The following is a 24233-nucleotide window of genomic DNA, read 5'->3' on the forward strand; positions in this document are numbered from 1 at the left end:
CTGGAGGATTTTATGAAAAATAAATTATTAATACTTATATTTCTTTTTGTGGTTATATTTCCCATCAAATCTCTTGCAGCTTCTACAATTGGTTTGGAAAATAGTCAGGGCGAATATATGCATTATGAAAAAGCAATTGTAACTAAAACTTCTGAATTCAGTAAAGTTGACAGCTTTGGAAATAAAGAACAAACAGTTGAAGTTAAATTTCTGACTGGAGAAAACAAGGATAAGACAATTGAAGTGAAAAATTCTATTTCCACTCAATTGAATAGTAACTTGGATTTAAAAATAGGCGATAAAGTTTTGATTCTTGAAAATAAAGATGCCTACGGTGAAACAATATATAGCATATCAGACCACTTGCGTACAGATTATCTATATATTTTGGCTGCATTTTTTATACTTTTTCTTTTATTGATAGGTAGAAAAAAAGGTGTCCTTTCAATAATATCCTTGCTTTTTACTCTTGGAATTATACTCTTCGGAGCAATTCCTATGATTATAAATGGACATAGCCCGGTTACAATGGCTGTTTTGAGTTCAATTTTAATTTCAATTTTCACAATATTGATAGTTGCCGGCTTTAGCAAAAAAAGTTTATGTGCAATACTTGGCACTTGCCTCGGAACTATCTTAGCAGCACTCATAGCTTATTTTGTTGGAAATAAATTACATCTCACCGGTCTTTCAATGGACGAAACACAAATGTTATTATATCTTCCAAACAATCTAACCTTAGAGCCAAAAGAATTGCTCTTTGCCGGAATAATTTGGGGGTCTCTTGGAGCTGTGATGGACGTTGGAATGAGCATCTCTTCAGCGATATATGAATTATCAATAAATAATAAAGACCTATCGTTTAAAGAGCTTTTGAATTCAGGAATGAATGTTGGAAAAGATATTATGTCAACTATGAGCAACACTTTAATTTTAGCCTACCTTGGAAGTGCTCTTCCCCTAATACTGTTGATGATGATATTTAATCAAAGTAATTATAAAATCATAAATTTAGATGTGATTGCAACAGAAATAGTTCGCTCGATCTCCGGTAGCATTGGATTGTTATTTACAATTCCAATAACCGCTATCTTAGCAAGCTATTTTATGCAACAAAATAAAAAATAAATACATTTAAAAAGCAACCATATATCGGTTGCTAATTTTATTATTTAAGTCCTTCGTAAAGAGTTCCCTCTTTTTCATCAATATATCTATCTGCACTAAGAGCCGCTATAGCCCCATCTGCAGCCGCTGTAACAACTTGTCTGATATTTTTAACTCTTATATCTCCAGCCGCAAACACACCCTCTATATTAGTTCTCATTTCTTCATCAGTCTTTATATATCCATTTTCAAGTTCAAGCTTATCTTTGAATATTTCTGTTTGAGGAACATATCCTATAAACACAAATAGTCCAAATGGCTCATTAGGTTTTATATTTGTAACTTTACCTGTCTTTAAATTCTTAATCACTATCTCATTTACTATTTTGTCGCCTTTTACTTCTTCAATAGTACTGTCCCATATAAAGTCTATCTTTTCATTTGCAAAAGCTTTTTCTTGCACAGCTTCAGTAGCTCTTAATTTGTCTCTCCTGTGAATTATATGCACTTTCTTAGCAAATCTTGTTATAAAAAGAGCTTCCTCTACAGCAGAGTTTCCTCCGCCCACTACATACACTTCAAGGTCTTGATAAAATGCCGCATCACAAGTTGCACAATAAGATACACCTCTACCGCTAAATTCTTCTTCCCCTTTAGCACCCATAGGTCTTGGAGATGCTCCTGCTGCAATTAGTAAAGTCTTGCCTTCATATTCTCCAAACTTACCAACTACTTTTTTAGTTTCTCCTTCAAGTTCAACTGATACAACTTCATCCATTGCAAACTCACACCCGAATTCTTCCGCTTGGGCTCTCATAGTCATTCCAAGTTCCATACCTGAAATATTTTTAATCCCAGGATAGTTTTCAACATCAACAGTATTAGCTATTTGGCCACCTTCAATACCCTTTTCAATTATGAGTACATTTAAACTGGCTCTTGAAGCATAAATACCTGCTGTCAATCCCGCAGGACCTGCTCCCAATATGATTAAATCGTACATTTTATCCCTCTTTCTATTATAAACTCAATTTTTATTAATATTCTTCTTACTTTAAATACCCATAAATTAACTTAATAATTCACACCCCCGCTCAGTTTTTGTTATACTTAAGTTGAGGTGAATTAAGTGAATAATTTAATAGAACATTTAAATCCAATTAATGCTAATATTATATCAATTATGTTGATTATCAGTATTTCAATATTGCTAAAGAAATCTTTTAAAAACAATATAAGAAAAGAAGTAGAAATGCCTAAGATAAATTTAACCCCAGCTCAAATAAGCTCACTGGTGTTTGGAAATATGAAATTTATAAAATCTTTAACTGCAACACTACTTTGCTTAAACGAAAATAAAAACATAAATCTAAACATTGGCACAAAAGATTTTTCCATAGATTTTTTAACTGATGAAAACTTAGAGAAGCCCGAAAAATATCTTATACAATTCTTTAAAACTATTAATCCCAAAAATATAACATCAAAAGATATTTTACGAGAGAGAAAATCTGCGCCCGACGACTTTAATAAATCTATGCAAAAATATTTTGATTTAGTCGAACAATCGCTATATACTAAAAATTTGAAAAAGAAAAATAATATAAAAATTCCAGCGCTAATTATTTTAATAGCTTTGATGTATTTGATAGTCGCTTTGATTTTAACATACTATAAGGGATTTTTAGCTTTAATTGTAATTCCACTTTCACTGATACTATCTTTTAACCAAACTAAAAAAATATTTGAAAAAACTCCACAAGGAGAAAAACTTCACGTTGAATATCTTAAATTTGTAGAAAACTTTGAAAATAAAAAGATTAATACATCTTCTCTTACTACAAAAGACATTATTAATCTAATCGCATTAGATGCTAAATCCGAACACATAGAGTCTATACTAAAATTAAATAACATTGACTCTTCAAAATATACCACACTGTTTGAAACTAACAACTTTATTTTCGCAGACAAAAAGAGTAGATAAAAACCTACTCTCTTTTTATTATCCAATTAAGTCTTTTAATCTTCCAGTCAACTTATAATTTACTTTCTTTAAATCCTTTAAATCACATGAACCAGTAAGCGCCATACTTATTCTAGTTTTTTCCATCAACTCAGTTAAATATCTCAAAGTGTATTCATATCCGCCATGCACCAAGTATGATAATATCTCGCCACTTATTCCAACCAAGTCAGCTCCCAAAACCAAACTCTTTAATACATCAAGAGAATTTTTAACTCCACCTGAGGCAACTATAAACAAGTCATCAGGTTTGTCCTTTACATTTTCTATAAGCGCCATTGCAGTTGGTATCCCCCAACCATATAATTCTGAAACATCTGTATCAGGAGTTCTAAGATTTTCAACTTCAAAGAAATTAGAGCCTCCAAATCCAGCTATATCGATATTTCTAACTCCTACAGAATACAATCTATCAGCAACTTCTCTAGAAATTCCAAAGCCAACTTCCTTGACAATTACAGGAACCTCAACAGCTTTTACGATATCCTCTATATTTTTTAGAACATCTGTAAAATCTCTTTCACCTTCGTCCATAGCAAGTTCTTGTGCTGGATTTAAATGAATTTGAAGTCCATCTGCCTTTATCAAATCAACAGCAAATTTGGCGTCTTCTGCACTTGCATAACCACTTATATTTGCAACTACAACACCCTCATCGCCCATTATTTCTCTAACACATTTAAAACTATTAGAAGCATCTTCATCTTCAAGCGCTATAGTTTCAGAACCTACTGCCATAGGAATTTTAAGTTCCTTTGCAAGCTTAGCTAAATTTTTATTTATATCTCCCGAAAATTCAGTTCCGCCAGTCATTGCATTAATCATAATTGGAAAAGAAATTTTCTTGCCTAAAAATTCCATAGTCGTGTCAATTTTATTATAATCACAACACGGTAGTGCATTATGATAAACGAAAACATCTTCAAAAAGTGGGTTTCCCTTATAGGTACTTCTCAGATAATTTTCTACATGTTCCCTCTTTCTATACTTTCTCATCTCAACATCTCCCATCAAGGATAATATAACATTCGAGTAAATCTTATTCAACCAAATCTCTATGATTTACTTCAACAGAATATCCAAGCTCTTTTAACTTCAAACCTATCTCATTAGTTATAACAACAGACCTATGAAAACCACCAGTACAACCAATTCCTATACTCAACACGCTCTTGCCCTCAGCTATATAATTTGGAATTAAAAACTTTAGCATATCAATGCACTTAGTTAAAAATCCACTGGTAACCGAATGTGACAATACAAATTCTTTTGTCTTATCATTTTCTCCTGACAATTTTTTTAATTCAGGTATATAGTAAGGATTTGGCAAAAATCTCACATCAAATATTAAATCACCATCTAATAAAATCCCATTTTTAAAACCAAAAGAAGTAACCGAAATTTTTAAAACTTCATCAATTTTTAAATCTACAATTTCTAACATCTTCTCTCTAAACTGCTTCATGGATAAATCAGAAGTATCAATTATATATTCAGCTTCTCCTCTTATATTCTCAAGCATCTTAGCTTCTTTTCTAATACCATTTAAAATAGACTTGTCTAGTGGATGAGGTCTACGCTTTTCCTTGTATCTATTTACAAGCACTTCTTCCCTTGCATCTAAAAATAGTAATTTATAATTTATGTTTTGAGCCTTAAGTTCCAATAAAGACTTTGAAAAATCTTCAAAAAACTCTCCACTTCTAACATCCACCACAACACAAACCTTACTCATGGTGTCAGATTTACAAGCCATTTCTGCAAACTTAGGCACCAAAGCCGGCGGTAAATTATCCATGGCAAAGTAACCCAAATCTTCAAATACATTTAAGGCTCCGGACTTACCTGAGCCGCTCATTCCGGTTATGACAAATATTTCCATTATCTTCCCCCAATGTATTTTACTTCTCTCTTTAACTCAACACCAAACTTTTCCATTACAATTTTTTGCACTGTATCTATCAAATCTTTAACATCTTGACTTTTAGCATTGTCAAAATTAACTACAAAACCACTGTGTTTAGTGCTTATCATTGCACCACCAACTCTAAGACCTTGTAGCCCTGAATCTTGTATCAACTTTCCTGCAAAGTATCCAGTAGGTCTTCTAAACGTGGACCCGGAACTTGGCATTTCTAAAGGCTGTTTGTCAATTCTTCTCTGCATTAACTCGTCCATCTTCTCAAAAATTTCTTCTTTATTTTTTTCAAATAATTCAAATTCAACCGAAAGAATAATATAATTATTTCTTTGAGCAATACTGTCTCTGTAAGCAAATTCCATTTCAGAATTGTTTAGCTCAATAACATTTAAATTGTTGTCAATCAATTTAACCTTGCTCACAACATCCTTTAGCTCTCCGTCATAAGCACCGGCATTCATTATAGCTCCGCCACCTACAGAACCGGGTATCCCATGGGCAAATTCCATACCACCAAGAGAATTTTCCCCCGCAAAAATTGCAGTGTCTCTTAAAGTTGCTCCAGCCCCTGCAATGACAGTCGTGCCTTTTAAAGTAATCTTGTTTAAAGTATCTCTTAAAACTATTACAAGACCGTCAACTCCCGAGTCATCAATCAAAACATTTGAACCGTTGCCAAGTAAAGTTACTTTAATACTCTTTTCTCTAGCAGTTTTAATGGCTTCAATTAAAGACTCTTCGTCATTTGGAATTAACAAAAACTCCGCCGGACCTCCAATCTTAAAAGTTGTATATTTATCTAAATTTTCTTCTCTATAAAAAGAACCAAAATTTTTAAATGAATTCATTTTACACCTCATTATAATTATACTATAAAATTCAAAACTATTAGATATAAAAAATAGAAATAAATCTCAAATTTATTTCTAGAATAAAAAAAAGACCTGAACTTTCCACTCAGGCCTTAAAATTAATTTAATTATTTAATTTCTTCTTTAAGTGCTTTCTCCTTCTTGATGATGTCAACAAGTTTAGGAACTATAGCGTTGATATCTCCAACAACTCCAAGGTCAGCTACATCAAAGATTGGTGCATCTTCAGTCTTGTTAACTGCGATGATAAGATCAGAATCTTCCATACCGGCTAAATGTTGGATAGCTCCAGAAATACCCATTGCAAAGTAAAGTTCCGGTCTTACAGTCTTACCTGTTTGTCCTACTTGACGGTCTTTTGCAATCCATCCAGCATCTACTGCAGCTCTTGAAGATGAAATTTCAGCATCAAGTTCTCTTGCAAGTTTATCAAGTTCATCAAATCCCTCCGGACCACCAAGTCCACGACCACCGGAAACTAAGATATTAGCTTCAGTGATATCTTTCTTCTTAGATTCACTCTTCTTGATTTCTCTGATAGTTACGTTCATATCAGCAGCAGTAAATTCTACTTTCTTTTCGATAACTTCTGATTTAGGGTTATCTACAGTAACTGATTGCATAACTCCAGGTCTTACAGTCGCCATTTGTGGTCTGAAATCTTCACAAATGATTGTAGCCATGATGTTTCCACCAAAAGCCGGACGAGTCATAAGTAAGTTCTTAGACTCTTCATCTATATCAAGTTTAGTACAGTCAGCAGTAAGTCCAGTGTGAATTCTTGCAGCAAGTCTTGGTGCAAGGTCACGACCAATTGAAGTTGCTCCATAAAGAACAATTTCAGGTTCATTTTCTTTGATTACTTCAAAGATTGCCTTTGCATAAGGTTCTGTTACATATTCCTTTAGCATTTCATCTTCTACTACTATAACTTTGTCTGCTCCATGTTTAAAAAGCACTGGTGTTTCAGACTTTACACTTTCTCCAAGAAGAATACCTACTACTTCTTGTCCAAGTGCATCAGCCAGTTCACGAGCTTTTCCAAGAAGTTCTATACCAACTTTTTGAATTTTGTTATCTCTTTGTTCTATAAATACGTATACATCTTTTGACATTTCACAAGCTCCTTTAGATAATGTACTTTTCTTGAAGTTTAGCTACAATTGCTTGAGCTGCTTCATCAGCTGATAAATCTTTTAAAAGTACGCCTTCGCCCTTACCTTGTTTAGGGAATGACTTCTTAACCTTTGTAGGTGAACCCTTTAGACCGATATTAGCTAAATCTAAGTTTTCTTTAATATCTTCTAATCCCCAAACTTTAACTTCTTTTTGGTAAGCTTCATATATTCCACCAACAGTCATATATCTTGCGCTTGCCGCTTCAGCTAAAGCTGTAATCAAACATGGCATTTTAACATCAATGATGTGATATCTATCTTCAAATTGTCTTTGTACAGTAACTGTGTCTCCGTTTACTTCTACGTTTTCAGCATAAGAAACTTGAGGAATTCCAATATGTTCAGCAATTTGAGGACCAACTTGTGCAGTATCCCCGTCAATTGCTTGACGTCCTGTTATGATTAAATCATACTCAAGATTTTCAAGAGCTCCAGCTATAGTACAAGATGTAGCCCAAGTATCAGCTCCACCAAAAGCTCTGTCAGATACTAAGATTGCTTCATCAGCTCCCATTGCAAGTGCTTCACGAAGAGCAACTTCAGCTTGAGGAGGCCCCATTGAAAGTACAGTTACATGTACATTTTCAGGGTCATTATCTTTAATTTTTAAAGCTACTTCAAGTCCCGCTTTATCATCAGGATTTATAATACTTGGTACACCATCTCTAATAAGAGTATTAGTTACAGGATCAAGTCTTACTTCGTTAGTGTCTGGTACTTGTTTAACACAAACAACTATTTTCATCTTTAAATAACCTCCTTAGTTTACACCCATCCATGAAGAAACTACCATTCTCATAACTTCAGAAGTTCCTTCATAGATTTCTGTAATCTTAGCATCTCTCATCATTCTTTCAATTGGATAGTCTCTTGTATAACCATATCCACCGAATAATTGTAAACAACGTCTTGTTACATCAGATGCTGCTTCAGATGCGAAAAGCTTACACATTGCAGCTAAGTGAGAATATGCTTCTTTATTTTGTTTAGCGCAGGCAGCTCTGTAAACTAAAAGTTGTGCTGCATCTGCTTTAGTTTTCATATCAGCTAATTGGAATTGAGTGTTTTGGAATTGAGAAAGTCTCTTACCAAATTGCTTTCTTTCCTTAACATAATCAACAGTTGCGTCAATAGCTCCTTCAGCGATTCCCAGTGCTTGAGAAGCGATACCGATTCTACCTCCGTCAAGAGTTTTCATAGCAACTTTAAATCCTTTGCCCTCTTTTCCAAGTAGGTTTTCTTTAGGAATTCTACAGTTTTCAAAAATCAACTCACAAGTTGAAGATCCTCTGATACCCATTTTGATTTCAGGTTCCCCAACTCTAAATCCAGGAGTTCCTCTTTCTACTATGAAAGCCGAAATCCCACGATTTCCTTTAGATTTATCAGTCATTGCAATTACTATAAAAGTATCGGCAAATCCTGCATTTGTTATGAATATTTTTGTTCCATTAAGTACATACTCATCTCCATCAAGAACAGCTGTTGTTTGTTGTCCTGATGCATCAGTACCAGCTCCCGGTTCAGTTAAACCAAAAGCTCCAATTTTCTTCCCACTTAATAAATCCGGTAAGAATCTTCTCTTTTGTTCTTCTGTACCGTTTTCAAAAATAGGAGCACAGCAAAGTGATGTGTGAGCTGAAACTACAACGCCTGTTGTTGCACATTTTTTAGAAAGTTCTTCAACAGCCATAGCATAAGCTAAGTAGTCTCCCCCTTGTCCACCGTATTCCTTTGGAAATGGAATTCCGAAGAAACCATATCTAGCAAGTTTCTTTAGATTTTCCTTTGGAAATTCTTCAGTTTCATCTACCTCTTGTGCAAATGGTTCGATTTCATTTTCAGTAAAAGAGCGGTACATTTCTCTAAGAAGTAAGTGCTCTTTGTCCATTGTAAAATCCATTTAATATCCCCCTTAATATAACGTGGTTAATACGTGTTAATAAAATAACACACTTGAGTACAATTATAACATTCTTTGTTAAAAATACAACAATGATTTTTAGAATACAATCCGAAAATTTGATTGCTATCTTAACTCTTAATTAGAGTTTGAAATATGTATCGTGTTCTCTGACACTTAAAACTAATCAATAAATCACAGTTCTCTTCTACAAAATAAATGTATAAATTTTTCCCTTTACAAGAATAATAACATACCTCTTATATCATCTCAATAAATAAAATATAATTTACAAATACCGTTTGTGGTTACTGCTTTTTAATTTTACTTTACAAAAATTATTCTCTACATTATACTTAATTTGTAAGAAGTTTACTCTATAAGTTATATAAAAATTGGGAGGTACACATGAAAAGATTCTTATTTCTCAATATTATTCTATTACTTATGTTTTTCAACGTAGTTTTTGCAAATTCAAATGTATCTACAGAAGAATATAATCTTAATAACATTAGCTTTGTAAGTTTTAATCCCGGTTAGGAAATCGTTCCCTTCGTTGTAGATGCATGTCCTGGTAGAGGTTCTCATACCATGATTAGTAATGGTTGGGGTAAATTGATTGAAGTAGACCGTTATGGAAATAGACGTACTATCTTCAATGGAGCTGCTTGGCAATGCAAATATTGTAATGAAGTATTAGTAACTGAATTTGATCCTTTACTTACAGGATATGTTGGTAAATATTGTATGCGTTCAAGATGGGATGTGAGTTCGTTAAGTGACATAGGGACTATTATGGAGGCACCACCGGAATCTATAAGATTTACTAATGGAGCGACTGTTCCAAATTGTCATCTTTATTATTGATTATGAAAATAAAAAATATTCTTATACTAATTTTCACAATGCTAGTTCTAATTTCTTGCTCTGGCAAAAATAATGAAAATTTGGTTGATGATTTTTTAACTACATATTTTAATCAAGCTAATTATAGTGAGACGGAATGGCAAAAAATTGAAGAAATCATCAGTTCCAAAGATAGTCATAAAGTCTTAGAGCCTTTCAAAGAATTTTTGACCGATAAAGCTCTGGACAAATTCGTAAATTCCCGTGTAATACCATGTTTCTATTTAAAAGATATGAATATATCTTATAAAATAGGTAGCTTTGAAAAGTCTGATGATGGCCTTACTGTAGAATTAGTATTAAATTCTAATGATAAAACTATATCTTTCCCATTAAAGTTTCAATTTAAAGATGGAAAGATAAATTGGTTTGACTACGCTACACTTATGAAAAATATACAGCAACTAAAAAAGCAATCGGTTTGAGTTCCGATTGCTAATTTTTTAATTTTCAACTTTTAGTTTTAATTTCTCATCTTCTATATCTACTTTAACTTTAGAATTTTCATAAACTTCGCCTTTTATAATAAGCTTTGAAAGTTCTGTTTCAAGAGTAGATTGAATATATCTCTTTACAGGTCTTGCTCCGTATTGTGGAGAATATGACGCATCTAAAATAAATCTCATTGCTTCATCTGTAACTTCTATTTCAATATTTCTATCGGCAAGCTTGCTTTCAATATGCTCTACAGTTTTCTTGATGATTTCATAAATTTGTTCCTTAACCAAAGGTTTAAACAATACAATTTCATCAACTCTGTTTAAAAACTCAGGTCTAAAGCTCATTCTCATTTGAGAGTCAACTGCATCTCTTGCCTCTTGTGAAATTTCTCCGTCAGAATTTATTCCGTCTAACAGATATGATGAGCCTATATTTGAAGTCATGATTATAACAGTATTTTTAAAATCAACTGTCCTGCCTTGGTTATCAGTAAGACGTCCATCATCTAAAACTTGTAATAAGATGTTGAATACATCCGGATGTGCCTTTTCAATTTCATCAAATAAGACAACACAATACGGCATCCTTCTAACTGCTTCAGTGAGTTGTCCCCCTTCATCATAGCCTACATATCCCGGAGGAGAACCTACAAGTCTTGATACAGAGTGTTTTTCCATGTACTCACTCATATCAATTCTTATCATATTCTTTTCATCATCAAATAAAATTTCAGTTAGTGCCTTTGCAGTTTCTGTCTTACCAACTCCAGTTGGCCCTAAGAATATAAACGAACCTATTGGTCTGTTTTCTGACTTAAGCCCCGCACGTTGTCTCAACACAGCATCTGAAACAGCTTCAATTGCCTCGTCTTGTCCAACAACTCTTTGATGTAGTATATCTGACATCGATAACAACTTATCCCTTTCAGTTTCAGCAAGTTTTTCAACAGGAATTTTAGTCCATCTTGAGACAACATGAGCAATCTCTTGGTCAGTTACAACTTCTTTGACCATAGAAGACTCAACTTGATTTTGAGCTTCTTTCTCTCTTAACTCTTCTTCCAACTTAGGAAGTTCTCCGTATTTTAAAACTGATAGTTTTTCAAGATTGTACTCTCTCTCAGCTTTTTCAATTTCATACTTAACTTCATCTATCTTGCTCTTTAAATCTTTTACTTTGTCTAAAGATTGCTTTTCACTTTCCCAAGTTGCCTTTAAATTATCAAACTCTGACTTTTCCTCTGAAAGTTCTTTTTCAAGCTCTTCAAGACGTTTTTTAGAGTAGTTGTCTGTCTCTTTTTTAAGCGCTTCTCTTTCTATTTCAAGTTGTAGAATTCTACGTCTTACATCATCAATTTCAGTTGGCATTGAGTCGATTTCAGTTCTAAGCATTGCACAAGCTTCGTCCATTAAATCAATAGCCTTATCCGGTAAAAATCTATCTGTTATATATCTATCAGAAAGTGTCGCAGCAGCAATTACAGCTGAATCTGCAATTCTAATTCCGTGGTAGATTTCATATTTTTCTTTCAAACCCCTTAGAATTGAAATTGTATCCTCAACAGTTGGCTCTTGAACCATAACTTTTTGAAATCTTCTTTCAAGTGCAGGGTCTTTTTCAATATACTTTCTGTATTCATCAAGAGTTGTAGCCCCTATTGCGTGAAGTTCTCCCCTTGCAAGCATCGGTTTTAAAAGATTTGAAGCGTCCATCGCTCCTTCTGTCTTACCTGCTCCGACTATATTGTGAATTTCGTCTATAAATAGGAGTATCTTTCCATCAGATTTCTCAACTTCAGAAAGTACAGCCTTTAATCTCTCTTCAAACTCTCCTCTATACTTTGCCCCTGCAACTAAAGCCCCCATATCAAGAGATATTATAGTCTTATCTTTCAATCCTTCAGGCACATCTTTTTTTACAATTCTTTGAGCCAAACCTTCAACAATTGCAGTTTTACCAACCCCCGGTTCACCAATTAAAACAGGATTGTTCTTTGTACGTCTTGAAAGAATTCTTATAACATTTCTAACTTCTTCATCACGTCCGATTACAGGGTCCATCTTTCCTTGTCTTGCCTCAGCTGTCAAATCTCTTCCGTATTTTTCAAGAGCGTCGTAAGTGTCTTCAGGATTGTCAGTTCTTACGTGTTGATTGCCCCTTATCTTTTGTAGCGCCGCTAAAAAAGACTCCTTAGTTATATTAAATTTTTTTAAACTTTCACTTGAATTAGTATTTTTAAGACCAAGTAGCGCCAAATAAATGTGCTCTACTGAAACATAATCATCTTGAAAATTATTGGCAATCTCTTCAGAATCAACAAGAGCCTTGCTTATATCTTTAGATGAATATACAGTTCCTGATTGCTTAGGAAGTTTTGAAATTTTATTAATCAGCTCATTCTTAAAAGCACTAGTATCTACTCCCATATACTTCAGTATCCTCGGTATTAAACCATCTTCATCATTTACCAAACTGTAATTCAAATGAATTTCATCCACTTGAGGATTTCCGTACTCTCTTGCAAGATTTTGCGCATTTTGTATAGCTTCAAGTGACTTTTTAGTATATTTTTCAAAATTCATAATTTCACTCCCTTGTACTAATTTTCTTTAACTCCTCATAAAGTCTAAGTTGCTCTTCAGAAAGATTTGTAGGATTTACAATGTTAAACTTCAAATATAAATCCCCAACGTTACCTTTCATATCCCTAAATCCTTTTTTAGGAATTCTCATTTTTCCAGTTCCCCTGTACCCCTTTGGAACCTTCACCTTTATTTTTCCATCTATATTGTCAATTACAATGCTGTCCCCAAGAGCCGCTTGCCAAGGATAAATTTCCTCTTCCTTAGTTATATTCAAACCATCAAACGACTCAGTTGTTGAAGTGTGAATATCGATTTTAAATAAAATATCTCCCATCACACCATATTTTTCTCCATTGACTTTAATCTTCTTGCCCGGAGTTATACCCGCCGGTACTTTTACATCAACTTCGATATTTTTCCCATTCAAAGAAAGAGCCATGTGCTTATTTGTTCCATGATATGCTTCCTTTAAAGATATGCTAATTTCAGTATTGTATTGTTGCCTATAATTCGATTTTCTCTTCGACCTTCCCCCTAAATCAGAAAAAATGTCTGAAAAATTAAATCCTCCCCTGCTACTCCTGTCATCTGAGCCAAAGAATGTTTCAAAGAAATCAGAAAAATTTCCATTTCCCGTTGAAGAATAAGAGTAACCATATTGAGAAGGGTCAAAATTAGCTCCGTTAGAAAAATCATAACTGGACCCAAAAGTATCATACTTTTTCTTTTTTTCAGGGTCTCCTAAAACTTCATACGCTTCGCTAACTTCTTTAAATTTTTCTTGAGCCTTTTCATCCCCACCATTTAAATCCGGATGGTATTTTTTAGCAAGTTTTCTATAAGCAGACTTAATTTCTTTCTCACTTGCACTTTTATTTACACCTAATATTTCATAATAATCTCTATACTTCACTTTTGCCTCCTATTTTGACCTTCTTTGACCTTATTAAATTATACACCGCTATTTCTAAATTTGCAATAGTTATCCACAGATTTTTATTTAACTATTTCACTTTTATTTTATAATTTAATTCTAGATTGTTTTAAGTTAAAATCATATTTTTTATTTATGTAGATTATATAAATCTCACACAACTTTATTTCAATATCTAATCTTTCCATACAATCTTACCCAATAAAAAAATGGTTTATCAAAATAAATCTTTCGATAAACCAAATTAAATTTTACTGCATATTTGCACTTGTAACCACTGCTAATATAATTAAAATATCATATAAAAAGTGAACAATATATGCCAAAGTTAAATTTTTTCTTCTAATATATACAGCAGATAAAACAAACCTAACTATACCTATTCCTATAACAGCTTGGACTATATTAAAATTATACGTTGATAAGTGCATAGCTCCGAAGATTAAAGATGAAACAACCCATGCAAAAATTTCTCTTGTCGACTCTTTTTCAAACTTAGCCTTATGGTATAAAAATAAAAACCAAATTATAAAAAATATCTCTTCTATTACAAGTTGCACCATTAATAAAATGGCAATGTATTTTATATTGTCCTCATTTGCAATCCCAACAATCGGGTTATCAACACTTCCAAATCGCTCAAGAATTATACTAGATATTACACCAACCAAAATAGTTAGTACAGTCATTCCAAAAACTACCGGTATATCCCTTAACTTAGGTCCTTTAAATAATCTTCTAAAAGATTTATGTCCTAACACAAATAAAGAAACTATAGGACCCACAAGGAACATAACCGCCAACCATGTTTTTTCAGGAAAAATTTCCATTATAAAAAACGAGCAATTCAAAATTATCAACGCTATAACCCATCTTAAAATACTTACTTCTCCAAGAGGGTATCTTTCTTCTTTAACTTCAACTAAAATATCTTCTTTTTCAAACTCTTCCATATTTCCCCCTGTAAAGATTATATCGTTACTTATAATTCTTTACAAACACAATAGACAAAATATAGTTGAGAATAAACATTACAATTGCCGATGAGCCTACTATCATATATAAACTCTTCACATCATAATTCCCATTAAAAATTCCAAACCCAAATAATATCGCAGCAACTATAATCGCATAGATTAAAATGTACAACATAAATATGCCAAGCGCCCATTTGACTTTAAACCTAAAACAAATTGGAATCATAGAGCTGTATATTACCATCAAAATTCCACCTACAATAGGTAATCCGTATAATTCCTCAAGTTCTATTCCAAAAAGCATACCTATAAAACCTATAACCCCCGATAAAACAAAACCTATAAAAACCAAACTCAAATAGCTGACATACGTTGAATTTACAATTTTTACATTTGAAATTGGAAGTCCTTTTATATATCTAAAACTTTCATTTTGTTCATCTTCTTTAAAAATTTCTATCATTAAATTTAAAAAATAAATGTTTAAACCTATCATAGGCCCGAGTACAGTTCTGGTTATATATGCAAACAAAAACATAAATGCGAATAGACCTATGTGCATTTTCATTGGAACATTTTTTATAATAATCCAATTTTTTTGAAGTATAGCACTACTCATAATTTTCCAACTCCTTTAAAAGAATTTTAAAAAATAATTTATTAAGTACTACATCAAGTAAGAAAATAAACATTCCAAAATATAAGATATAACTGCTCGTTACAAAATCAGATAATAAATTTGGAAAGTTAGCACTTAAAATAAAAGCTATAAAATATAAACCTACAGGCAACACTGTTACATAATTCTTGCCAAGTTTTAAACTGAAGAAGATATAAAGCAAACTAACAAAATAACATAGACAAGCAGTAAAAGCTAAAGTCCCGACTATCAACAAGTTTCTTGAAATACCATAAAAAATTCCTATTTCAACAAAACTTATAAATAAAACCATTAAAAATTGAGTTATAAATTTACTTTTTAAATATTCTCTTTCACCAATTGGTGTCGCCCTTAAATATTCCCTAACCTTTTCAGCCCCTTCAGTTAAAACAATCCCTCCAACAGACATTACAAATACAATCTGAAGCAATATACATACCGGTAATATATTTGCAGGATTTGCTCCCTCATTAAAAATTTTAATAATAAAGTAAAGTTGACTTAGTGGTATGATAATCAATTGAAACAACATAGTTTTTCTAAAAATATAGAAATCTTTAAGCATTAAGGCTTTCATAATCTCCACCTCGTTTGTAAAATACCATTATATCCTCGATACCGGCCTTATCTACGCTAAAATTAGGATATGACTTTCTAAACTCATTTACATTTTTTATAAGAGCATTAGTAGAATACTTTTCATTCTTAACTTTAACTATATACTCCTTAAAATTATTTATCTCTTCGTGACTACATTTTAAAATTCCAAAATTTTCAAACAATTCATACTTTTCTTCAGATAAAATAACTTCCCCATTGTCTATATACGTGATGTAATCTGCTATCTTTTCTAAATCTCCAGTGATATGAGATGAAATCAAAACTGAATTGGTTTCATCTTGCACAAAATCTAATAAAATATCCAAAATTTCACTTCTTACAACAGGGTCAAGTCCACTTGTTGGCTCATCTAAAATCAATATCTTTGGATTGGAAGACAATGCAATTGCAATTTTAAACTTCATCTTCATCCCTTTAGAAAAAGTTTCAAACTTTTTATTCGTTGTTATTTCAAACTTTTCAATATATCCAAAAAATTTATCAGAGTCCCAATTTTTATAGATGTTCCTATAAATTTTATCCGCTTGTAGCGCATTTATCTGCTTACTTAAAAAAGCCTCATCAATTACAAAACCAATATCTTGTTTGACAAAATTGTCTATATCCTTTCCAAAAGCTTTTATATCTCCACTAAACTTAGTAATGCCAAGTATACAATTTATAATTGTACTCTTACCTGCCCCATTTGCTCCGACAAGGCCCATAATCGTCCCCTCTTCAATGGAAAAATTTACATCCTTTAATGAAAAATCTTTATACTCCTTATTTAAATTTTTAATCTCTAAAGCTTTCATCTTCCACCTCTTTAAATAAATTAAACACTTCTTCCCTGTTAATCCCTGACGTTTTGCATATTTTCAAAATATCAGCTAACAGTTCCCTAATCTTCTGAACACTATCCGCTTTGATGTCTTCGTGATTTACCTTACTTACGAAACTTCCCCTGCCAGAAACCGTGTATATAAACCCATCCTTTTCCAAGTCGTTATACGCACGTTTAGTAGTTATCACAGAAACTTTTAAATCCTTTGCCAAACTTCTCATTCCCGGCAAAGCATCATCAGGCCTTAGCTCACCTACTGCAATCAGCCTTTTTATTTCATTTTCTATTTGTTCATAAATTGGTACATCACTTGAATTTAAAATTATTATTTTCATTTCGCACCTACCGTATATACTGTATATATACATTGTATAAGTGTGTATATTATATGTCAACACCCAAAATATTTTTACATTAATTTTTATTAATAATTGTTTTATTATCACACCGTAGGGTGCGGCACGAGTGTAGCGAGGTCCGCCCGTTTCATGACAATTTAAATTAATTTATATTTTGAAATTTTATTTGCATTGCACCATAATACTTATATTTTTTATATTTCATTTTATTTTGGTTTTAAGGGCGGACCTTTACTTCCCTTTATCTATTTCATTTTATTTGTCTATTAATTTTTTAATTCTTTATTTTTCTTCCAATCACGTGCCGCTCCTACGATTGTTGGCAATATTTATGTTTTTTATATTTTATATTCGAGGCCCGCTCATTCTTACAACTCAAATTAATTAACAAAATAAAAAGCACAACAAAAAAGGTGGAAACTTTTGCGTTCCACCTCAGTCTTCATCTTTTAATATTCTAAGCTCTATTAAAGCAATTCTATTGTCCTTAACATTTAACCCCTTTAATTCTACCATATCTTCATATACAACAGTAAAACCGGTTTCGTCTTCTTGAGGAATATACCCCAGAAGTTCAATCATAAGTCCTGAAATCGTCTCGTGATTTTCAGAATACAATTTAGTCCCTAGTTTTTCATTAATTACATCAATTTCAACATATCCGTCAATCAAATACCTATCATCAGCAATTTTTTCAATCTTAGGTTCATCCTTATCATATTCATCCTCAATCTCTCCGACAATTTCCTCAACCAAATCTTCCATAGTAACCATTCCTGAAAATCCACCATACTCATCAATCAAAATCGCCACATACTTTTTAGAAAGTTGTAACTCCTTTAAAAGCGAGTCAACCTTTTTAGTTTCCGGAACAAAGTAAGGTTCTTTCATAACATTATCTATATTTACAGACTTATAATTTGTCTTAGAGTAATCTATGAATAAATCTTTTATATAAACAGTTCCAATTATATTATCTCTGTTATCCTTAAAAACAGGCACTCTTGAATAACCCATTTTTAAAATTTCAACCACAGTATCTTCATTAAACTCATCATAATCCACCATAAAAATAGAAGTTCTTGGTGTCATGATTTCATAAGCCATAGTATCATCAAATTCCATAATGTTTACTATCATCTCTTCTCCTGCTGAATTTATAACCCCTTGCTCTTGAGAAACTTTGATATAAGCCTTTAATTCTTCCTCAGAAATTTTTTCCTCAACATCTTCAGAATACTTTCCTAAAATCTTTAGTATCAAAGTTGTTGAAAAAGATAAAAGCTTCACAAAAGGATATGCAAATTTAGAAACTATCCCTATCACAGTTGCAGATTTTAATGCAACTTCATCAGCATTAGTAAGTGCTATTCTCTTTGGCACAAGCTCACCACATACAAGAGTTATGTAAGACAACAACAACGTTATCAATACAAGAGCTATAGTTTGCGCATACGGTATACCCAGAGAATTTAATTGAGTTGCAAATACTCTTGATATAGTTGTCGCCGCAGATGCAGATGAAAAGAAATTGGCAAAAGTAATTCCAACTTGAATAGTAGATAAAAATCTTGTTTGGTCAGACAAAATCTTTTTAAGGATTATGGCCTTCTTATTTCCCTCATCGACAAGAGTTTGTATCTTATTCCTATTTGCAGATACCATAGCCATTTCAGCAGATGCAAAAAAAGCATTCACCCACGTTAAAAAAGCTATTAATAAAAATTGTAATATAATCGAGCCTCCGGCCCCGTCCATATTGTTCCTCCTTGATTTTTCATATGTTTTCAACAATTATACCACAATTTATCAACTATAAACCAATATAATCTGTATTTTTACAGAAAATATTTAGAACTATTTACCAATTTTAAGCAATCCCATTAAAATTTAAATGACTTCCGATCTTATGTAACGCTTAAATGTAAAAATAAGATCAGAATTTCATTTTTCTATTTCAGTTATAATTTTTTATCAAAAAATTTTATATAAATTTATAATTAAATATTAAATTATCTATAATAAAATCAAAAATAGCCAGTCAAAACCAATTTATTCACTATTTAATTTTATAATTTTAGAAAACGATTATTTTATTTAAGACAAGTAAATATCGAATGTTAAATTTTTGCCATTCGCCTTTAATTATTTAATTAGTTGCTATAAGAAATTGTTTTACTTTTAAAAGTATTGTGCTATTATATTTATATAAGAAGTTAACATTTTCATTACTTTTAATAATTTTTTAAAAGAAAAGAGGGATTTTATGTCTGTAGGAAAAAGCGAAAAAAGAGTCGACGCTTTTGATAAAGTTACAGGTCGTGCTAAATACACAGAAGACCTAGTTGATCCACGTGCTTACGTTGCAAAAATTTTACATTCAACAATACCACATGGAAGAGTAGTATCAATAGATACTTCTGAGGCAGAAAAAATTGAAGGTTTGGTAAAAATAGTTACATGTTTTGATGTTCCAAAACATGGTTTCCCAACAGCAGGTCACCCTTGGTCAACTGATCCACATCACCAAGATATAGCTGACCGTAAACTCCTAAACGAACATGTACGCTACTACGGAGACGACGTTGCAGTAGTTATAGCAAAAAATGAAGTTTCAGCTACACAAGCTTTGAATAAAATAAAAGTGGAATATGAAGAGTATCCTGCAGTTTTTGATGCATTCGAAGCTATGAAAGACGGGGCGCCTCAATTACATGAGGATTTCCCAAATAATATAATCAATCATACAACAAACAACAGAGGTAATTACCAAGAGGCAATAAAAGAAGAAGGTCTTATTAAAGTTGAAGGTTGGTATGATACACCTGTAGTACAACACTCTCATATTGAAAACGGGATTGTTTACTCTTATGAAGAATCCGGAAAAATAGTAGTTGTAGCCTCAACTCAAATACCTCACATTGTAAGACGTATTTGTGGTCAAGCATTGGGGGTACCTTGGAGTAAAATTCGTTTAATCAAACCATATATAGGTGGTGGATTTGGAAATAAACAAGACGCTCTTTACGAACCACTTGGAGCCTTCTTAACAACTCAAGTTGGTGGACACCCTGTAAAGCTTGACACATCTCGTGAAGAAACTTTCGTTTCAAACCGTACACGTCACAAAATTACTATGCACATTGTTTCATACCTTAGAAAAGACGGAACATTTGCAGCTCGTAAATTAGAAGCTTATTCAAATAATGGAGCTTATGCTTCTCACGGACATAGTATCGCAGCAAAAGGTCTTGGCTGTTTTCATCAATTATATCCTTGTGATAATGTTGAAGGAGATGCTTACACAGTATATACAAATAGACCGACTGCCGGAGCTATGCGTGGATATGGCATCCCACAAGCTATGTTTGCAGTAGAATCTCACACAGAAGATATAGCAAGAGCGCTTGGAATGGATTCATATGAATTCCGTATGAAAAATTTAATGCCTAAAGGATACGTTGATGGATTCTCTAAAAATGAAAACTACTACGATTCATTCAGAGAATGTCTTGAAGTAGGTAAAAAAGCTATCGACTACGATAAAAAATTAGAAGAATTTAAAAATCAAACAGGAAATATTCGTCGAGGCATAGGTCATGCAGTATTCTGGTACAATACAGCAGTTTACCCTATCTCGCTTGAAACTTCAGCTTGCCGTATGGTATTAAACCAAGATGGTTCAGTTCAACTTATGTTGGGTGAAACAGAAATTGGACAAGGTGCAGACACTGCATTCTCTCAAATGGCTGCAGATGCAATCGGGGTAAAATTTGAAGACATTCACATCATAACAAACCAAGATACCGATATAACTCCATTTGGTACAGCAGCATATGCTTCAAGACAAACATTTATAGCAAGTTTTTCTATTACAAAAACAGCAAGAATTCTCAGAGAAAAAATCTTTGACCACGCATATAAACTTCTCGGTATAACACGTGAAAATATAGATTTAATTGATGGAAACCTTGTTAGAATATCTGACAATAGAATTCTGATGAGTCTTGCTGAACTCGCAACAACAGAATTATATAGTTTTGTAAACAGCGAACACATAACAGCTGAGTCAACATATCAAATAAGAAATAATGCATACTCATTCGGTTGTTCATTTGCAGAGGTTGAAGTAGACTTAAGCCTATGTAAAGCAACAGTAAAACGACTAATCAATGTTCACGACTGCGGTAAACTTATCAATCCTCAACTTGCAGAAGCTCAAGTACACGGAGGAATGTCAATGGCTATAGGATATGCCCTTTCAGAAGAACTAAAATATGACGAAAAAACAGGCAGAACACTTAACAACAACCTGTTAGACTACAAGTTGTCTACGACAATGGATCATCCTGATTTAGAAGTTTATTTTGTTGAAAATGCTGAACCAACCTCACCTTATGGAACTAAAGCATTAGGAGAACCACCAACTTGTTCCCCTGCTCCAGCAATTAGAAATGCGATATTAAACGCAACAGGAGTTGCTGCAACACAATGCCCAATGAACCCACACGTTCTATATCCACTATTCAAAGAAGCCGGACTACTTGATAATTTAGAAATAGAACTTTAAGCAGGAGGAAATTATGTACGATATAAAGAAAATTTATGAAGCCTTTACAGTTGATGAGGCTATTGAGCTCTTACGTGAACATCCTGAAGCAAAAATACTAGGCGGAGGTTCAGACGTATTAATTAAAATTCGTGAAGGAAAAATGGCAGGCGAAGAATTAGTATCAATCTATATGATTGACGAAATTCGCGGTGTATCCATGGACGAAGATGGAACGCTAAGAGTTGGTGCATTGACATCATTTAGCCACATAACTCAAAACGAACTAATTCAAAAATACTGTCCTACACTTGGTGAAGCCGTAGACACTGCCGGTGGCCCACAACTTAGAAATATCGCAACAATTGGCGGTAATATAAGCAACGGTGTTCCATCAGCCGATTCAACAACAACCCTACACGCTTGGGATGCAATAGTTGAAATTAAAGGTGAAAACGGAGTTCGTGAAGTTCCTATTACAGAATTTTATATAAAGACAGGCGTTGTAGATTTAAAACCTACAGAACTTGTTACAGCAGTTAAAATCAAAAAAGAATCTTATGAAGGATACTATGGGCACTACTTTAAATATGCCATGAGAAATGCTATGGATATCGCAACAAGTGGTTGTTCAATCAGTTGTAAATTCTCCGGCGAAAACATAGTAGAAGATGTAAGAGCGGCATTTGGAGTTGCTGGACCTATACCACTAAGAACACCGGAAGCTGAAAAATTCCTAAAGGGAAAACCACTTACAGTAGAAAATATCAACGCATTTGCCGAAGAAGCAATCAAAGAACTTAAACCTAGAGATTCTTGGAGAGCTTCAAAAGACTTGAGAGTTCATATTCTAAAAGAAATCTCAAGAAGATGCTTAGTAGAATGCTTTAAAGCTTATAAAGGAGGTCAAAATGCATAATTCAGAACACGGACCTTATGAACCTAAAGAAGAACAAGTATTACACTACGAACCACAATTTAAACTAATCAGATGTAGAATCAACGGAGAAAGAATTACTCAGATGGTTGATATGAGAGCCTCTCTAACAGATATGTTGAGAAATGACTTTAGACTTACATCAGTAAAAAAAGGTTGTGAAGTTGGAGAATGTGGTGCATGTGCAGTTCTTATAGATGGAGAAGCCTTTAACTCTTGTATCTATATGGCAATATGGGCAGATGGAAAAGACATTTGGACAACAGAAGGACTGCTAAACAAAGACGGCACCCTCTCAGATATCCAACAAGCCTTTGTTGATGAGGCAGCTGTACAATGCGGATTCTGTACACCAGGATTTATAGTAACATCTTCAGAAATAGTTGCTAAAAAGAAGAGATTTACAAGAGCTGAACTTAGAAAAATGTTGGCAGGACATCTTTGCAGATGTACAGGTTACGAAAACATCCTAAGAGCTGTTGAAAAAACAATCGAAAAAAATCTTGAAAAATAAAAAATATAAAGAAATGACCGCTAGTTTTAACTGGTGGTCATTTTTATTTATATAATTAATATTCTCCACTCTTTGAATAAACAAACATATCTTTATTTTTTGATTTATTTCTTATTTTATAATTTCTTTAAAATTATTTCCCTCTATCCCTTGACAGTTATTTAGAAAGTGGTATAGTATACTTGTAATAATGATATTGGTTATCTTTTGTATTTTTAATTTTACATACAAAGTACCTTATTAAAAATAAACCAAGGAGGATTTTATGAAAAACTTAAAAATGTTAGCTGTAACTACAGCTATGTGTATGTCTATGTTAGTTGTAGGTTGTCAAAAGAAAGAGGCGCCTGCTAATAATGCCCCTACTAATGCTGCGGTTCAAAACGCTAATATGGATAAAGATGCTAAGGCAAAAACTGCTGATGCTAAGGTAACTTTAGCTGATTGGGAAGGAACTTGGAACAACTTTGGAGCATATTTAGATGACCCGGCTGTTCAACCAGCTTTTGAAGAAGTTGCAAAGAGAGATGGTATAACTGCTGAAGAAGCTAAAGCTAAATTACTTGAAAGAAGAAACTGTGAGTTTAACGGTATGGTAGTTAAAGGCGATACTATCACTTTCTTAGATGGTTTTGAAGATAAAGGTGGAAAAGAAGTAGCATCTGCTGAATACAAACTAACTGATGAACACAAAACTCAACACGGTTCTCACGAACTTACATGGTACACTTTCGAATCTGAAGGAGCAAAATACCCTGTGCTTCTACTAATGGAAGTTCACGGTGAAGAAGAATTAACTCACTTCCATATGAGATATGGTAACAATGCTGAAGAACTTTTAGCTATGGATGATTGGTTCCCTACTTTTGTAAAGCCAAATTCAACTATGGACCAAATCATCGAAGAAATAACTGAATAA

24 protein-coding genes are annotated in these 24233 nt (G+C 33.0%); 9 read left to right on the forward strand and 15 right to left on the reverse strand.

Annotated features, from left to right (window positions below; genetic code table 11):
- Positions 1-12 precede the first annotated feature (12 nt).
- Positions 13-1128, forward strand: a complete 1116-nt coding sequence (locus DYE58_RS01280) for a YibE/F family protein (protein ID WP_004822662.1) — start codon at positions 13-15, stop codon at positions 1126-1128.
- Between the two features lie 40 nt (positions 1129-1168).
- Here the strand turns inward: DYE58_RS01280 and trxB are convergent, their stop codons facing one another.
- On the reverse strand, positions 1169-2110 hold the full coding sequence (trxB, locus tag DYE58_RS01285; RefSeq protein WP_004822661.1) for a thioredoxin-disulfide reductase: 942 nt from the start codon (positions 2108-2110) through the stop codon (positions 1169-1171).
- Positions 2111-2236: 126 nt separating this feature from the next.
- On the opposite strand from trxB, the gene DYE58_RS01290 reads away from it, so the two are divergent.
- Positions 2237-3094, forward strand: coding sequence for a DUF2207 family protein (locus tag DYE58_RS01290; protein WP_004822660.1), 858 nt, complete (start codon positions 2237-2239; stop codon positions 3092-3094).
- Between the two features lie 18 nt (positions 3095-3112).
- Here the strand turns inward: DYE58_RS01290 and fni are convergent, their stop codons facing one another.
- From fni to DYE58_RS01320, 6 genes are all read right to left on the reverse strand, one after another.
- Positions 3113-4129, reverse strand: coding sequence for a type 2 isopentenyl-diphosphate Delta-isomerase (gene fni / locus DYE58_RS01295; protein WP_040552989.1), 1017 nt, complete (start codon positions 4127-4129; stop codon positions 3113-3115).
- A gap of 43 nt (positions 4130-4172) precedes the next feature.
- Positions 4173-5015, reverse strand: a complete 843-nt coding sequence (gene rapZ / locus DYE58_RS01300; protein WP_004822657.1) for an RNase adapter RapZ — start codon at positions 5013-5015, stop codon at positions 4173-4175.
- On the reverse strand, positions 5015-5902 hold the full coding sequence (murB, locus tag DYE58_RS01305; RefSeq protein ID WP_004822655.1) for a UDP-N-acetylmuramate dehydrogenase: 888 nt from the start codon (positions 5900-5902) through the stop codon (positions 5015-5017). The genes rapZ and murB overlap by 1 nt, the downstream gene beginning before the upstream one ends.
- A 131-nt stretch (positions 5903-6033) precedes the next feature.
- Positions 6034-7041 carry an electron transfer flavoprotein subunit alpha/FixB family protein gene (locus DYE58_RS01310; RefSeq protein WP_004822653.1) on the reverse strand — a complete coding sequence of 336 codons (1008 nt, stop codon included), beginning with the start codon at positions 7039-7041 and terminating at the stop codon, positions 6034-6036.
- Positions 7042-7054: 13 nt separating this feature from the next.
- A complete protein-coding gene (locus DYE58_RS01315; RefSeq protein WP_004822651.1) occupies positions 7055-7849 on the reverse strand; it encodes an electron transfer flavoprotein subunit beta/FixA family protein in 795 nt (264 codons plus the stop codon).
- A gap of 15 nt (positions 7850-7864) precedes the next feature.
- A complete protein-coding gene (locus DYE58_RS01320; RefSeq protein ID WP_004822648.1) occupies positions 7865-9007 on the reverse strand; it encodes an acyl-CoA dehydrogenase in 1143 nt (380 codons plus the stop codon).
- A gap of 408 nt (positions 9008-9415) precedes the next feature.
- Here DYE58_RS01320 and DYE58_RS11505 point away from each other — a divergent pair, with 408 nt between their 5' ends.
- From DYE58_RS11505 to DYE58_RS01330, 3 genes are read left to right on the forward strand one after another with little or no spacing between them, the layout of a single operon-like run.
- Complete coding sequence (locus DYE58_RS11505) at positions 9416-9547, forward strand: hypothetical protein (protein ID WP_257009249.1); 132 nt, start codon at positions 9416-9418, stop codon at positions 9545-9547.
- 51 nt (positions 9548-9598) lie between these two features.
- Complete coding sequence (locus DYE58_RS01325) at positions 9599-9874, forward strand: hypothetical protein (protein ID WP_004822646.1); 276 nt, start codon at positions 9599-9601, stop codon at positions 9872-9874.
- Positions 9875-9912: 38 nt separating this feature from the next.
- Positions 9913-10338, forward strand: coding sequence for a hypothetical protein (locus DYE58_RS01330; protein WP_147285869.1), 426 nt, complete (start codon positions 9913-9915; stop codon positions 10336-10338).
- An 18-nt stretch (positions 10339-10356) separates the two neighbouring features.
- Here the strand turns inward: DYE58_RS01330 and clpB are convergent, their stop codons facing one another.
- The 8 genes from clpB to DYE58_RS01370 form a co-directional block, all read right to left on the reverse strand.
- Positions 10357-12936: an ATP-dependent chaperone ClpB gene (clpB, locus tag DYE58_RS01335; protein WP_004822640.1), complete on the reverse strand. Its 2580-nt coding sequence runs from the start codon at positions 12934-12936 to the stop codon at positions 10357-10359.
- Between the two features lie 4 nt (positions 12937-12940).
- Complete coding sequence (locus DYE58_RS01340) at positions 12941-13852, reverse strand: DnaJ domain-containing protein (protein ID WP_004822639.1); 912 nt, start codon at positions 13850-13852, stop codon at positions 12941-12943.
- Between the two features lie 272 nt (positions 13853-14124).
- Positions 14125-14826 (reverse strand): CPBP family intramembrane glutamic endopeptidase, encoded by a 702-nt coding sequence (locus DYE58_RS01345; protein WP_004822637.1) that lies wholly within the window; start codon positions 14824-14826, stop codon positions 14125-14127.
- 25 nt (positions 14827-14851) lie between these two features.
- Complete coding sequence (locus DYE58_RS01350) at positions 14852-15469, reverse strand: ABC-2 transporter permease (RefSeq protein WP_004822636.1); 618 nt, start codon at positions 15467-15469, stop codon at positions 14852-14854.
- Positions 15462-16088, reverse strand: a complete 627-nt coding sequence (locus DYE58_RS01355; RefSeq protein WP_004822633.1) for an ABC-2 transporter permease — start codon at positions 16086-16088, stop codon at positions 15462-15464. Before DYE58_RS01355 ends, DYE58_RS01350 begins: the two co-directional genes overlap by 8 nt.
- On the reverse strand, positions 16069-16926 hold the full coding sequence (locus tag DYE58_RS01360) for an ABC transporter ATP-binding protein (RefSeq protein WP_004822632.1): 858 nt from the start codon (positions 16924-16926) through the stop codon (positions 16069-16071). Before DYE58_RS01360 ends, DYE58_RS01355 begins: the two co-directional genes overlap by 20 nt.
- Positions 16907-17290: a GntR family transcriptional regulator gene (locus DYE58_RS01365; protein WP_004822631.1), complete on the reverse strand. Its 384-nt coding sequence runs from the start codon at positions 17288-17290 to the stop codon at positions 16907-16909. Before DYE58_RS01365 ends, DYE58_RS01360 begins: the two co-directional genes overlap by 20 nt.
- Positions 17291-17749: 459 nt before the next feature.
- A complete protein-coding gene (locus DYE58_RS01370) occupies positions 17750-19072 on the reverse strand; it encodes a hemolysin family protein (RefSeq protein ID WP_004823342.1) in 1323 nt (440 codons plus the stop codon).
- A gap of 508 nt (positions 19073-19580) precedes the next feature.
- Here DYE58_RS01370 and xdhA point away from each other — a divergent pair.
- From xdhA to DYE58_RS01390, 4 genes are all read left to right on the forward strand, one after another.
- Complete coding sequence (gene xdhA, locus DYE58_RS01375; RefSeq protein WP_004822630.1) at positions 19581-21884, forward strand: xanthine dehydrogenase subunit XdhA; 2304 nt, start codon at positions 19581-19583, stop codon at positions 21882-21884.
- Positions 21885-21897: 13 nt separating this feature from the next.
- Positions 21898-22782, forward strand: coding sequence for a xanthine dehydrogenase subunit XdhB (gene xdhB / locus DYE58_RS01380; RefSeq protein ID WP_004822629.1), 885 nt, complete (start codon positions 21898-21900; stop codon positions 22780-22782).
- Positions 22775-23314: a xanthine dehydrogenase subunit XdhC gene (gene xdhC / locus DYE58_RS01385; protein ID WP_004822628.1), complete on the forward strand. Its 540-nt coding sequence runs from the start codon at positions 22775-22777 to the stop codon at positions 23312-23314. Before xdhB ends, xdhC begins: the two co-directional genes overlap by 8 nt.
- Positions 23315-23579: 265 nt before the next feature.
- On the forward strand, positions 23580-24233 hold the full coding sequence (locus tag DYE58_RS01390) for a ZinT/AdcA family metal-binding protein (protein WP_004822626.1): 654 nt from the start codon (positions 23580-23582) through the stop codon (positions 24231-24233).

The organism is Peptoniphilus indolicus (assembly GCF_900454665.1).
Lineage (GTDB): Bacteria > Bacillota > Clostridia > Tissierellales > Peptoniphilaceae > Peptoniphilus > Peptoniphilus indolicus.

Coding starts and splice junctions, on each gene's coding strand:
- DYE58_RS01360 (WP_004822632.1), bottom strand. CDS start 16,926: ATGAAAGCTTTAGAGATTAAAAATTTAAATAAGGAGTATAAAGATTTT.
- DYE58_RS01280 (WP_004822662.1), top strand. CDS start 13: ATGAAAAATAAATTATTAATACTTATATTTCTTTTTGTGGTTATATTT.
- xdhA (WP_004822630.1), top strand. CDS start 19,581: ATGTCTGTAGGAAAAAGCGAAAAAAGAGTCGACGCTTTTGATAAAGTT.
- DYE58_RS11505 (WP_257009249.1), top strand. CDS start 9,416: ATGAAAAGATTCTTATTTCTCAATATTATTCTATTACTTATGTTTTTC.
- DYE58_RS01310 (WP_004822653.1), bottom strand. CDS start 7,041: ATGTCAAAAGATGTATACGTATTTATAGAACAAAGAGATAACAAAATT.
- xdhB (WP_004822629.1), top strand. CDS start 21,898: ATGTACGATATAAAGAAAATTTATGAAGCCTTTACAGTTGATGAGGCT.
- DYE58_RS01330 (WP_147285869.1), top strand. CDS start 9,913: ATGCTAGTTCTAATTTCTTGCTCTGGCAAAAATAATGAAAATTTGGTT.
- DYE58_RS01365 (WP_004822631.1), bottom strand. CDS start 17,290: ATGAAAATAATAATTTTAAATTCAAGTGATGTACCAATTTATGAACAA.
- clpB (WP_004822640.1), bottom strand. CDS start 12,936: ATGAATTTTGAAAAATATACTAAAAAGTCACTTGAAGCTATACAAAAT.
- DYE58_RS01350 (WP_004822636.1), bottom strand. CDS start 15,469: ATGAGTAGTGCTATACTTCAAAAAAATTGGATTATTATAAAAAATGTT.
- DYE58_RS01345 (WP_004822637.1), bottom strand. CDS start 14,826: ATGGAAGAGTTTGAAAAAGAAGATATTTTAGTTGAAGTTAAAGAAGAA.
- DYE58_RS01370 (WP_004823342.1), bottom strand. CDS start 19,072: ATGGACGGGGCCGGAGGCTCGATTATATTACAATTTTTATTAATAGCT.
- fni (WP_040552989.1), bottom strand. CDS start 4,129: ATGAGAAAGTATAGAAAGAGGGAACATGTAGAAAATTATCTGAGAAGT.
- trxB (WP_004822661.1), bottom strand. CDS start 2,110: ATGTACGATTTAATCATATTGGGAGCAGGTCCTGCGGGATTGACAGCA.
- rapZ (WP_004822657.1), bottom strand. CDS start 5,015: ATGGAAATATTTGTCATAACCGGAATGAGCGGCTCAGGTAAGTCCGGA.
- DYE58_RS01315 (WP_004822651.1), bottom strand. CDS start 7,849: ATGAAAATAGTTGTTTGTGTTAAACAAGTACCAGACACTAACGAAGTA.
- DYE58_RS01320 (WP_004822648.1), bottom strand. CDS start 9,007: ATGGATTTTACAATGGACAAAGAGCACTTACTTCTTAGAGAAATGTAC.
- xdhC (WP_004822628.1), top strand. CDS start 22,775: ATGCATAATTCAGAACACGGACCTTATGAACCTAAAGAAGAACAAGTA.
- DYE58_RS01390 (WP_004822626.1), top strand. CDS start 23,580: ATGAAAAACTTAAAAATGTTAGCTGTAACTACAGCTATGTGTATGTCT.
- DYE58_RS01355 (WP_004822633.1), bottom strand. CDS start 16,088: ATGAAAGCCTTAATGCTTAAAGATTTCTATATTTTTAGAAAAACTATG.
- murB (WP_004822655.1), bottom strand. CDS start 5,902: ATGAATTCATTTAAAAATTTTGGTTCTTTTTATAGAGAAGAAAATTTA.
- DYE58_RS01325 (WP_004822646.1), top strand. CDS start 9,599: ATGATTAGTAATGGTTGGGGTAAATTGATTGAAGTAGACCGTTATGGA.